The organism is Kordiimonas lipolytica (genome assembly GCF_042651265.1).
Classification (GTDB): Bacteria; Pseudomonadota; Alphaproteobacteria; order Sphingomonadales; family Kordiimonadaceae; genus Kordiimonas; species Kordiimonas lipolytica.
Genome location: NZ_JBHSCR010000003.1, coordinates 132,245 through 145,144 on the forward strand (window position 1 = coordinate 132,245; position 12,900 = coordinate 145,144).

At 56.6% G+C, this 12,900-nt stretch carries 7 protein-coding genes; 6 read left to right on the forward strand and 1 reads right to left on the reverse strand.

What is annotated here, in order from left to right:
* Window positions 1–15: 15 nt before the first annotated feature.
* Window positions 16–873: a response regulator gene (locus ACFO5Q_RS04930; protein WP_068149847.1), complete on the reverse strand. Its 858-nt coding sequence runs from the start codon at window positions 871–873 to the stop codon at window positions 16–18.
* A gap of 183 nt (window positions 874–1,056) precedes the next feature.
* On the opposite strand from ACFO5Q_RS04930, the gene ACFO5Q_RS04935 reads away from it, so the two are divergent.
* The 6 genes from ACFO5Q_RS04935 to ACFO5Q_RS04960 all read left to right on the forward strand — a co-directional run bounded on the left by ACFO5Q_RS04935 (window position 1,057) and on the right by ACFO5Q_RS04960 (window position 12,754).
* Window positions 1,057–1,581: a DUF6438 domain-containing protein gene (locus ACFO5Q_RS04935; RefSeq protein ID WP_156431997.1), complete on the forward strand. Its 525-nt coding sequence runs from the start codon at window positions 1,057–1,059 to the stop codon at window positions 1,579–1,581.
* A gap of 231 nt (window positions 1,582–1,812) precedes the next feature.
* A complete protein-coding gene (locus tag ACFO5Q_RS04940; protein WP_068149841.1) occupies window positions 1,813–2,886 on the forward strand; it encodes a calcium-binding protein in 1,074 nt (357 codons plus the stop codon).
* Window positions 2,887–3,072: 186 nt separating this feature from the next.
* Entirely contained in the window at window positions 3,073–5,079 is a 2,007-nt protein-coding gene (locus ACFO5Q_RS04945) for a calcium-binding protein (protein ID WP_068149838.1), read from the forward strand.
* 44 nt (window positions 5,080–5,123) lie between these two features.
* Complete coding sequence (locus ACFO5Q_RS04950; RefSeq protein ID WP_068149836.1) at window positions 5,124–7,088, forward strand: calcium-binding protein; 1,965 nt, start codon at window positions 5,124–5,126, stop codon at window positions 7,086–7,088.
* A 285-nt stretch (window positions 7,089–7,373) separates the two neighbouring features.
* Window positions 7,374–11,864 carry a beta strand repeat-containing protein gene (locus tag ACFO5Q_RS04955; protein WP_068149834.1) on the forward strand — a complete coding sequence of 1,497 codons (4,491 nt, stop codon included), beginning with the start codon at window positions 7,374–7,376 and terminating at the stop codon, window positions 11,862–11,864.
* Window positions 11,865–12,004: 140 nt separating this feature from the next.
* Window positions 12,005–12,754, forward strand: a complete 750-nt coding sequence (locus ACFO5Q_RS04960; protein WP_197421183.1) for a 4'-phosphopantetheinyl transferase family protein — start codon at window positions 12,005–12,007, stop codon at window positions 12,752–12,754.
* Window positions 12,755–12,900 lie beyond the last annotated feature (146 nt).

Below are 12,900 nucleotides of genomic sequence, written 5' to 3' on the forward strand. Positions count from 1 at the left end.
ACAGACTCGCGCAGCCTACATATTCTGCAGCAACACCAGCTTTTTCCTGAGCGCGTGCTGGGCGCGTTCAAAGGCGATATGAAGCTCATGGAACGTGGGCAGCGCTCCAGCGATATCGCCCTTCTTTCCCATGATCTCCAGCTTTGCGGCCAGGTCGGAAACCGCTTCGGCGCCAAATACCTGGCTGGTGGATTTGAACTTGTGGGCGTGGAACTGCACGCCTTCCGCATCTCCCGCCTCGATCGCCTGACCCACGGCTGCCAGAAGGTCCGGCCCCGCCACCAGATAGTCTTTGAGGAAATGCTTGAACTTGTCTTTCAGGATCGCCCGATATTCATTGAGTGTCTCCCAGTTCAGGATATCAAGCTCATCGCCTTGATAGAAAGTCTCTTCACTGTCATCCGTGCCTGCGTTTTCCTGCTGCTCAGAAATGCCCAGATGCTCTTTCATGACGGTGGCGAGGTTTAACCGGTTGATCGGCTTCTTCACCACCCCGCTCATGCCTTCGCTCAGATACTGATCGATGTCGCGTTCCGAAACCTTTGCTGTGACGGCAATGATGGGAAGATTTTTATAGTGCGGGCTCAGCTTCCTGATTTCTTTCGTCGCCCGCACGCCGCCCATCTTGGGCATCAGGATGTCCATTAATATCAGGGCATAGTCGTGCTCGCGCGCAGCCTCAATCGCTTGCAGGCCGTCGCACACGCGGTCGTGCTGCACGGAAAAAGCAGCCAGAAGTTTTTCGATGATCTGGCCCATTACCGGGTTGTCTTCCACAACAAGGATGCGGGCGCCGCCCACGTCGGGCATAGCAATTTCAGCCGTGCTCGTCTTTTCCGTTATTGGTGATGTCTTTTTGGTGTCGTCCTGCATGATCGGCCTGAATGCTTTTGGCTTTCGCTGGTGCGCTGAACAATCTTTGCCGGCAAGGTATCACGAAACGGTTAACATGCCCATTACTCCGTTCAGCCTTCATTCATGCCTTGCATCCGATCCTGAAAAAGGACAAGCATGACAACTGAGGAAAGCGCAGTTAAGGGCAGGAAAGGGTGGCTTATGAAAAAGCTTTTTACACTGGTGATCGCGGCATTGGCGCTGGCGTCCTGCACCGAGGCTGGTTCCGGTGATACGGCGCCCGCGCGCGACATCAGCCCATTCGATTATATCACGCTCAGCCGTACGGCGTGCTTTGGCGCCTGCCCAGTTTATGACATCACGCTCCAGGGCGATGGCCGGGTTACCTATCATGGCGGTCGCTTTACCAAGCTGCAGGGCCAGCACAGCGAAACATACAGCGCTGGCCGCTTCCTTGAGGTGTTGAGCATGCTTGAAATGCGCGGTTTTGCCGATTTTGACGATGCCTATACCCGCAATACCTGCCAGCCCTGGGCGACGGACCACCCGACAGTGAAGATCGAACTGAAATCGGCGGCAATGTCCAAAAACCTGGAATGGTATACCGGTTGCCGCGGCATCAAGGAGCGCGCGCAGCTTGAAGGCCTGGTGAATGAGCTTGAGCGCATCCTGGATGTCGATCGCTTTATTGGCACGCCGGATGAGCGGAAGCCAAAGCGCCGCTGACACTTTTTTGCGGGCCCTGTGAACCTTTCCGCATTCTTCTGCGTTTAAAGGGAAAGACCGGATCGCGACAGCTAAGCAAACAAAAGGCACATGCGGGAAACCGCCTGTGCCTTTAATTTTGATGGTCTCGCCTTTTCCTGAAGGCGCCATTCATTTTCGGTTCAGGGCCGTTCCTGCATAACGGGGTCATAACAAAGCGAAATCCACGACAGCAACCAGTGGGGACATAGCATGACCTTCGTGAATGAGATTAACGGCGACTATGTATTTGACGGCTCCGGCATCGACAGCTTTTTCCGCGGCGGTGACGGCGACGACTTCATGGTGGGCGGCTCCGGCGACGATTATCTGATCGGCGGCTACGGCAATGACTTTATCGTAGGCGGCGGCTTTTCCGATGGCTACACACAGCATATCGACTGGTATGGCGACAAGACCTTCTTCGCCCCGGTTGATTATGACGGCCCCACAGCAGAAGGCGCAGACACCCTTATCGGCGGCGCGGGCGACGATACCCTTATCGGCGGCGGTTGGGACGATGGCGCGGTCAATGACAACGGCTGGTATGACTATGGTGAAGAGGTCTCTGCTGACGCCTTTATCGCCATCTATCCCTATGACTATCCAGACAATGTTATCTGGGCCGGCAGCGGCAACGATGTGGCTGTGGGCGGCAATGCCAACGACATCATTGGTGGCGGCTCTGGCGATGACGACATCTTCGGCGCGGGTGGCAGGGATATCATCTTTGGCGGCTGGGGCAATGACACTATCGATGGCGGTTCTGGTGACGATGACATCTATGCAAGCGACGGCGATGACCTTGTCTATGGCGGAGACGGTGTGGACTGGATTTATGGCTCCTCGGGGTATGACGATATTTTCGGCGGCGCGGGCAGTGATGTGATCTTCGGCGGGTCTGGCGATGATGTGATCGCAGGCAATAGCGGCAATGACGAAATATACGGTGGCAGCGGCCGGGACACCATCTGGGGCGATGACGGCGACGATGACATCTTCGGCGGTGCGGGCAACGATGTGCTCACCGGCGGATTCGGCGAAGACTATTTCTATTTCAAGGACGGCCAGGGCGACGACACCATCACCGACTTCGATATCTGGGAAGACACGCTGGTTCTGACCGGCGTCTGGGACATCCAGAATTTCGGCGATCTTGACTATTATAGCTTCGAGACCTGGGTGGACGGCGAATATGGCCTGTTGATCGAGACCACGGCTACAGACAGCATCTTCCTTGAGGGCGTAACCAGCTATGACCTCAACTTTATGGACGTGATTTTTTAGGCCTCCCAAGAAGCATTACTCCATTCCCTCTAGAGCAACCTCGGCGCCGCATCCAGCGGCGTCTTTTTTTGTGCCTGGTGGGGATCGTGTGTCACGAACGTTTAAGTTGACGGGCTGTTCGGCGCTGCGGTAGAAGGCTTGGGCTTCTAGACGCGTATGCCCGAGTGCCGGGCCATTGGGGGAAATATGACGGAAATTCTCGGGACATTCGGCGATGACACGCTGGTTGGCAACAATGATGGGGATATCCTCAAGGCGCAGGACGGCGACGACCTGATCATTGTTGAGGCCAATGGCATCGATGCTTTTGCAGGCGACGGCGATGACACCCTGCAGGTGGGCAACGTTGATGGTGTCTATGCGGTTGGCGGTGTCGGGGACGACCTGTTCCAGATCCAGTGGACGCTGCAGGCCTGGGAAGAGGCGCCGTCCGTCACGGTCTGGGACCACAGGTATGGCGACGAAGGTGGCACCGACATCGTTGACCTGTCCTTTATGGTCGACAGCCTGGACCAGCTGCGCTTCGATTGGAAGGATGGCGGCAATGTTATTATCCATATTGTCGATAGTGTTGATGCGGTTATCGGCACTGTAACCCTTCGGTGGCAATATAGCGATGATGGCGAGGCCCTGTTTGAAACGCTTCGCCTGGGTGAGGTTGACCTGGACCTGACGGTCGCCACAGACAAACTCGAACTGGCCAGTATTTACGGTTTCAACATGACGCAGGGGGACGACGTTGCCGTTATCACCAGCGAGCACGGCAAGCTGCAGACCCTTGGCGGCGATGACCATGTCACCACCCAGTGGGATTTTGGCGACCTCTATGGCGGTGAAGGCAATGACACGCTGGTGGCCGATGCACGCGACGTGGAACTTTGGGGTGAGGAAGGGAATGACCTTCTGCTTCATGTAAGCGGCACAACTGTCCGAATGTGGGGCGGCGACGGTGATGACACGCTTTCCGGTGGGTTACAAAGTTGGGGCGGTGACGGGAACGATTTGATTATAGGCCCCTATCGGCAAGAGGGCGAAGCGGGTAATGACACATTGGAATCGGCATATAACGGTTTCGGGGCTTACCTGCGTGGGGGCGATGACAACGATGTGATCCGGCTCCACGAAGTGGACGCGCGGACTTATTCCGGGGTGCCTATTGATGGTGGCTCAGGTAATGACACGATCGATGTCTGGCGTCCAGATGCCCGTGTAACCGGTGGCGATGGGGACGACGTTATCCGAATTCATTCCCGTGGTGATGAAGGTTCCGGGTATTATGGCAAGGCTGAAGGTGGTGCAGGTCAGGACTTGCTCAGGGGCGGTGTCGGCCCCGACAGTCTGGACGGCGGCACAGGCGCTGATACCCTTTCGGGCGGGGCTGGCGACGATACACTTCTGGGCGGCGGTGGCGATGACGCCTTATGGGCCGGTGCCGGTGACGAAGGCGACGACCAGATGAACGGCGGCAGCGGGGATGACACCATCGGCGGCGGCGCAGGGAATGACGTGATCGTGGGAAGCCTGGGCTCTGATATTGGCTTTGGCGGCAGCGGCGATGATACGCTTATCGGCGGCGCGTCCAAAAACAGCACGGAAACATCGGCGAACCAGCTTTGGTCCGGGTCTGGCAATGACCTGATTTATGGCGCTGGCGGCAACGATGCGCTGGGCGGCGGCGATGATGACGACATCATCCGCGGCGGTGGCGGCAATGACCGGATCTATGCTGGCAGGACTGGCGCTGACAGGCTTTTTGGCGAGGCCGGTAACGACATTATCTTTGGTGGGTCGGAAAACGATGTGGTCAGTGGCGGTGCTGGTGCGGACGAGCTTTATGGTGGTGCCGGTGACGATGATGTGGCTGGCGGTACAGGTAAGGATACGCTCTATGGCGGCGCGGGCAATGATACGCTCAGCGGTGGCCAGGGCGACGATACGATCAGGCCCGGCGGCGGCCTTGATCTTCTGGTATTTGGCGCTGGAGGTGGCGCTGATCAGGTGGATGGCTTCACCATGGGTGAGGACACGCTCGACCTGTCAGCGACCACAACCGATTTCACCGACCTGGCCAGCGTGGAGGCCGCGGCGACCGACACCGGAGGCGGTTTGCTGATTGACCTTGGTGGCGGCGACAGTGTGTTGCTGACCGGGCTTACCGTGGCCGACCTTGCAGGCGCGGATTTTATATTCTGAGACAGTAGCTACGCAGTGGCTAAGATTCGACTCATGGAGAGTTTATGAGTGTAATTCGGGGGACCGACGGCGACGACACGCTGGTTGGTGGTGCAGGCGACAGCCTCTATGGCCGTGACGGCGCGGATGTTTACGTGATTGATGTGGCGGGCACCACGATCGATGGTGACCCTGTTTCCGTTGCAGAAGATAGCTCTGATGGGGAAGTCTACAGCGGGGATGATACGATCGACCTCAGCGCCAATGCCGCCAGCATCAGCAACATTGTCTTTGGCTGGGAGGACGGGGGACTGGAGCTCCTGGTTTATGACGACAATGGCGTTTTTGTTGGAAAGGCCGAGATCGATGAAGCGACTGATGGCGCTTACACCGGGGAAGTAGAATATCTCCGGCTTGGTGATGGCGTCTATGCGTTGCCGGCTGGATTGTCGGCGGCTGAGATGAACGGCATGTTCAATCATGGCGCCACAAGTGGCAATGACACCATTCGGATTGGTGTCAATGTCGGTCAGTATATCAGCGCCCTGGCCGGTAATGACACGTTCATTATTCAAGGAGACGGCATCGGACTTTATGGTGGTGACGGTGACGACATCTATGAAATTGCCTGGGATGATGACCTGCTGACCGGTGAAGTGTTCGCGACAACAATTTGGGATGGCCGCCTGGGAGGCCATGACGGACAGGATGTGCTGGACCTTTCGGCCTTCGTTTCCAGCCTGGATCAGCTTGTTTTTGTCGATGACGAGGAAGAAGACCTGATCATCAGGGTACATGACGAGGAAGGCGTGCTTCTGGGCGTCGTGAATATCATCGACCAATATTACGATCATCCTGGCAAGGTTGAAACGCTTGTATTCAATGGCGGCGAACTTTCGCTGAGCGGCTATGGTGATGTGCGCGAGCTGAACAGTCGGGTGATGCACGGCACCAGCGACGCCGCGGACACGCTTTTCAGCCGTGCGGATGACGAAGCCATTTTCACCTACGGCGGTGATGATACTGTGACCATCACGCACGAAAACGTGGAAGTGAATACCGGTGATGGCGACGACAGGGTTAATGCATCCGGAATCCACGCCAACGTAAACGGTGGCGCAGGCGATGACCGTCTTTTGGGGGGTGATGGTGGCCAGGCCTTGCGAGGTGGCGATGGCAACGACTATATCAGGGGCGGTGCGGGTGTTGACGGCATGTCGGGTGGTGATGGAAATGACAGCCTGTGGGCTGGTGCGGATGACGATAGTGGCGACCAAATGGATGGTGGCGCAGGCGATGACATTATCGGCGGCGGTGCAGGGGATGATACACTGAGCGGTGGGGCAGGCAGCGATATTCTGTTCGGTGGCGAAGGCAATGACGCCATTTCAGCAGGGAGGCCGTCCCGCCACGACAATCCGGATGACGATGACCTGTCACCTAACCAGGCCTGGGGTGGAGCCGGCGATGATACACTTCTTGGCGGCGCCGATGCCGATACCATGGGTGGCGGCTTGGGTGATGACTGGCTGCAGGGAGGCGATGGGAATGACATACTCTTTGCTGGCAAGGAAGGCGCCGATGTCCTGTCAGGCGATGGTGGCGATGATCTTATCTTCGCGGGCTCCGGTGATGATCTCGTTAGAGGTGACCTTGGCAACGACGAACTCTATGGCGGTACCGGTAATGATTCTGTCAGGGGTGGCCAAAATAACGATACGCTCTATGGCGGCGCGGGCGATGATACGCTAATCGGTAACGAGGGAGATGACGTGTTGCGGCCAGGTGCCGGGTCCGACATTCTGCGGTTCAGTGCCGGCAGCGGGAATGACACCGTGGAAGGCTTCTCTGTTAGTGAAGATGCGTTGGCTTTATCCTGGACCGTAAGCGAATTTACTGATGCTGAGAGTGTATTGGCAGCGGCGACCGACACCGCAGACGGTGTGCTGATTGATCTGGGTGGCGGCGACAGTGTGCTGCTGACGGGGCTTACCGTGTCTGATCTGGTCGACGCGGATTTCATTTTCTAAAGCGTGCCTCCATGCTGTAGGTGCGGCGGGGCTGTTCATGTGGCCTTAATGTTGGCGACATAATGTTGCGCCGAATATGGTGGTTTGGGCCGGATGGTGACGTCTTTCAAATAATGACGACGCAGGCTTCGATGGGCATGAAAAAATGATGGAAGAGGGGAGTATTAAGTCCCCGATTCTGTAGAAAAAAATTGAAAATGGACCTTTCGTTAGGTTTGACGAAAGACTCGCGGGCTGGTAGCGTGCGGGTAATTATATGATTTGGTCAGTTTATGGGGCTACACGATGGCGACTTTTAACGGAACTGCTGGTGCTGACAGCTTGGTAGGTGGTGCGGATGATGATTCCATCATCGGCCTTGCAGACATTGATACGCTTGAAGGGGGTGCCGGTGACGATACCATCCTGGGTGGCGACGGCGACGACATTGTCTCAGGTGACGCTGGCGCAGACAAGATAAACGGCGAAGCCGGCGCAGACGACATCGACGGTGGCGCAGGTAATGACATCATCATCGGTGCAGCTGGCGATGATGTCATTGACGGCAATACAGACCATGACCAAATCTTTGGCTGCGACGATAACGACAGCATCCTGGGTGGCGCCGGTAACGATACCGTCTTCGGGGGTGCTGGCACAGATACCGTTCGCGGTAACAGCGGCGCCGACAAGATCGATGGTGGTGCTGGCGCTGACAAGCTCTATGGCTGTGACGACGCTGACATCATTGTGGGTGCGGCCGGTGGCGACATCATTCATGGTGACGCAGGGGCTGATAAGCTCTTTGGCTGCGACGATAACGACAGCATCCTTGGTGGTGACGCAGGCGACACGGTTGATGGTGGCGCAGGCGTCGATACGCTTCGTGGTAACGCTGGCACTGACAAGCTCTATGGCGACGACGGCAACGACTTCATCTACGGCTGCGACGATGCCGACCAGGCTTGGGGTGGCGACGGCGATGACCGCATCCGAGGGGACGCCGGAAACGACATCCTTTATGGTGAAGTAGGGGTTGATACGGTCGAAGGCGGCGACGGCATCGACAAGATTTACGGTGGTGCCGATAATGACAAATTGTATGGCGGCAATGACGATGACCAGATCTATGGTGAAGCTGGCGATGACCTGATCGAAGGCGGCAATGACGACGACCGTATCGATGGTGGCGCCGGTAATGACGACATCACTGGCGGCCTTGGCAATGACACCATGGTTGGTGGCGCTGGTAACGATATCGTGCGCATCTCCGGTTCAATTGATTCCGTGACCGACATTGTTAACACCACCAAAGGCGATTACCTGATCCGGGTTGAAGGCAATGACATCGTCACCGATGTCGAGACTGTCATTTTCGACAATGCCACCCTGACAGAAGACGCGAGCGATATTGGCACCACGGTAACTGCGTCAACCACGTCCGGTGTGGATGTTGAGCTGACCCTGGCAGGCGATGTGATCGCCTGGGATCCGAACGCTTCAGACCCGCTGGCGAAATCCTATAGCGATAACGACTGGAACATCACAGAAATCGACGGCACGGCGATTAACGCCAATGGTGATTTCGTCGATATCGCATCCGGTACGCTGACAGCCATTGATACAAACGGTGACGGCGTTCGTGAAACGCTGGTGTTCACCGGTAATATCGACGAGTCCAACTCTGCGGTTGATATCAATGATGCCGCTATTTCAGTGGTTATGACCAATGTCGATACCAATAACACCGTGACCCTCACGCTGGACCTGACGCTGCTGGCGGATGACGGTTTCGTAGCAGGCCCAGGCGGTGCTACGCTGCAAGGTGGTGATGCCGACGAGACCTTCCTGGGTAGCGACAATGCAGACAGCATCATCGGCGGCAATGGTGATGATACCGTCACAGCAAATGGCGGCAACGACACGATCGATGGTGGTCGCGGTGCCGACGAAATTGATGCGGGTGCGGGCAACGATATTGTGACGGGCGGCGAAGACGATGATGTCATCTTCGGTGGCGACGGCACCGATGACCTTAGCGGCGGCAACAATGAGGATGAAATTACCGGCGGCAATGGCGACGACGACCTGTTCGGTGATGCGGGTGATGATACGCTGTCTGGTGGCAACGATAATGACGTGCTTGACGGTGGCGACGGCGATGACCTTCTTTACGGCGGTCTCGGCGACGACGACATTGATGGCGGTGCCGATAACGATGTCGTAGTTATCGACGGCGACATTGACGATGAAGCCGACATTGACGACGCCATGGGTACCTTGTTGATCACAACGGCTGACGGTGCTGATCACGTAACCAATGTGGAAACCATCCGCTTCAATAATGTGACGCTGACGTCCACGACCGATAAGAACATCGGGCTCGACTTTGCCCTGTCCGCGGAATCGGGCGCAAGTTCGGCAGATACCGGCGTGGCGCAGTTCGTCCTGGAGTGGGATGCATCGCAGATTGGTGCGGGTGACCCTCTGACAGCGGCTTATGCCGACGGCGACTGGCGTATCACGCGGATCAACAGCACATCGGTGACTGACGGATCGAATTTGAATCTCAGCTACGGTACGCTTTCAGTAACAGATAGCGATAGCGGCGTTGCAGACACGCTGACCTTTACTGGCAGTACAGACCTGAACGATGCCAACGAGGCCAGTGATCAGACTCAAACAGTTACGGTGCGTCTGACCAATACAACCACGAACGAGAACATCACGGTCAACCTGGACCTGACGCTTGTTGCGGACGACACCTTCACTGGTAACGACAGCGCGAACACGCTGACGGGTGATGAAGATCCTGAAATTTTCGATGGCAAAGGCGGTAGCGACAAGATTTACGGCAATTGCGGCGACGACAGCATCCTTGGCGGCGACGGCGATGATCAGCTGTTCGGCGGCGACGATAATGACACGCTTGAGGGCCAGAACGGCAAAGACAAGCTATACGGCGGTAACGGCGACGACCTGCTGAAGGGCGATACAGTATTCGACACCAACGCTGACACGCTGGACGGCGGCGATGGCAACGATACGCTGCAAGGTGGCAAAGGCAACGACAAGCTCTTTGGCGGCGCTGGCAACGATAGCATCAATGGCGGTGGCGGTTCCGGCGACATTGTAACCTTCGATGGTTCAATCGATGATGCTGCAGACATCACCACCGGGGCTGGTGACTATGTGGTCAACGTGGACGGTGTTGACATTGTTACCGATGTTGAAACGCTGAAATTCGACAACGTCACGCTGAGCACCACTGCTTGTCAGGACCTGCTGACAGATCTGGATCTCTTTGCAGATCCGGGCGTGACGGTTGCAGATACTTTTGCCGATCACATCATGCGGTGGGATCCAAATAGTGCCAACCCGCTGACTGATTACACCGACAATGACTGGGATATCATCTCTGTTGATGGCACGACGGTTAATCCTGGGACGGTTGTTGAAACAGAATATGGCCGACTGACCTTCACTGATGCAGTGGGTGCTGACAGCGTCGTAGACACGGTTTCCTTCAGGGCTGACAGCTCGCTTACCAAAGAGGCATCAAACCTTGATGAAACTGTAACGCTTGTTCTGGCAAATGCTGCCAATGCCGATGATACCATCGAGCTGGAAGTCAATCTGCGCGTTATTGCGGACGTTAACTTCACAGCCGATAGCACTGGCGGCCTTCTTGAAGGTGGCTCGGGCAATGATGTCATGGTTGGCAGTAATGTGTTCGACAACATCAAGGGTCACGGCGGTGACGACGTCATTACCGCTAATTCCGGTGACGACTTTATTACCGGTGGCGATGGCGACGATGTTATCTCCGGCGGTAAGGGCAATGACTCTGTCTTCGCAGGTGGTGATGGCGATGACGCAGTGCGCGGCGACGCTGGCAACGATATTATTGGTGGTGGGTCAAACGACGACCTGTTGATCGGTGGCGGTGCAGACGCTCTTGTTGTCTTCGGTGCTGATGATACCACTGGTGACGGCCGCGATATCCTGTTTGGCGGTACCGGCGACGATACCCTTGTCGGCGGCACCTGGGTTGATGATGGCGATGGTGTTGTGGAAGTTGGCGAAGTGGGCAACAGCAGCAGCGACCTACGCAATGATCTCTGGGCCGGTGACGGCGAAGACTTTATCTACGGCGCGGGCGGTAATGATGCTCTCGGTGGCGGTGCTGGCTGTGACGATATCCAAGGTCTGGGCGGCAACGACACCATTTATGGCGGTAAAGGGGCCGTCGGTGACGCGGAAGATACGCTTGATGGCGGCGACGGAGACGATGTAATCTTCTCCGGCTCTGGCGCAGACAAGATTTTCGGTGGCAACGGCAGCGATGTTATGTTCGCCGGGGACGGCAATGACACCGTTCAGGGTGGCGCTTCTGCTGATACGCTCTATGGTGGCGCTGGGGACGATACGATTTCCGGTGGCGCAGGGGCGGACAGCATCCGTGGCGGCGCTGGTGACGACACCATTAATGCAGGCTCCGGCAATGACACCATCTTCGGTGGCGACGGGGCGGACCTCTTCATCTTTGATGCGGTGTCAAACAGCAGTGATGTCCTGAAGGACTTTGACCTGACCGAGGATGTGATCAACCTTGTGAATACTGTCACCGATTTTGTCGATCTGGCCGATGTCAAAAATGCGGCGACTGAAACGACGCAAGGCGGTATTGACGGGGTGCTGATCCTGCTTGGCGGGACCACAAATGTCTTTATTCAGAATGTGACCCTCGATGACCTGACGGTCGACCACTTTATTCTTAACCCAGATATCGCCTGATCTGGGAAGTTTGGAAATTCAAGCCCCTCGGCTCCGGCCGGGGGGCTTTTGTTTGTGTGGTTTTGGAATTGCAGTAACCCATGCTTTGCGCTTAGATGGCGCTGGGTGCAATCCGATGGTTGGAAGTGATGCCGCCGCCTATGGCTGGACAGGGTGACAATGAGCTTGAGACAGTAAAGCTGTTAGTGCGGGAAGCTGATCCGGCGCTTTCGGGGCAGGATGTCCTGTCAGTAAGCGAGCATCAGCGTTTGGCTGGCATGCATGAAGGTGCGCGCCCGGCATTTGTGACCGCCCGGCGTATGTTACGCACTGCCCTTGGTGACCATATGGGGCTTCTGCCCAAAGCTGTTCCCTTGAAGCAGGAAGGCGCTGGCCGTATTTCCATTGAGGGCTTTTCAGAGGACGAGCCACCTTATTTTTCGGTTTCGCACACGGGGGCCGCGGAAGAGGGCATTGCCGCTGTCATGGTGGCAGACAGCTGCCCGGTGGGGCTTGATATCCAGCAGCTCGATCCGGCCGTAGACTGGCGCCGGGTCGCGGAGCGCCGCTTCCCCGAAGAAGACTGGATGCTTTTGTCTGCCATGTCAGATGAAATCGGCCGGTTGATGTTCTTCACCCTTTGGTCCATCCGTGAGGCGTTCGTGAAAATGGAAGACGGCAAATTGATGCCTTATCTCAGGGGTGTGCAGATCGACCTCACGGCCCGCCCGCCAAAGCTGGCCACCCCGACGCCCAAGGGCCTGACGGATGCTTTCATCTATTTCGATTTCAATCCGGATCATAACCTGATGATCGCAGCAGTCGCCGAAAAACCTGTTCGGATTGACCTCGACCTTGATATCCAGCCCATCCACCGACGCCCGGACCCGCTGCGTAACCGCGTGGACTGAAGGCGTGACCTCGGTCCTATTTGGCGAAGCCGCACGCCTGTGGTATAAAGTGGGCGGGTGACCGGATAAATTTCAGAAGAAATCACAGGCGCATCGCTTGAAGGGCGTGCCGTGCCGGAACGGTATAAGACGTCAAAAGGACGCCG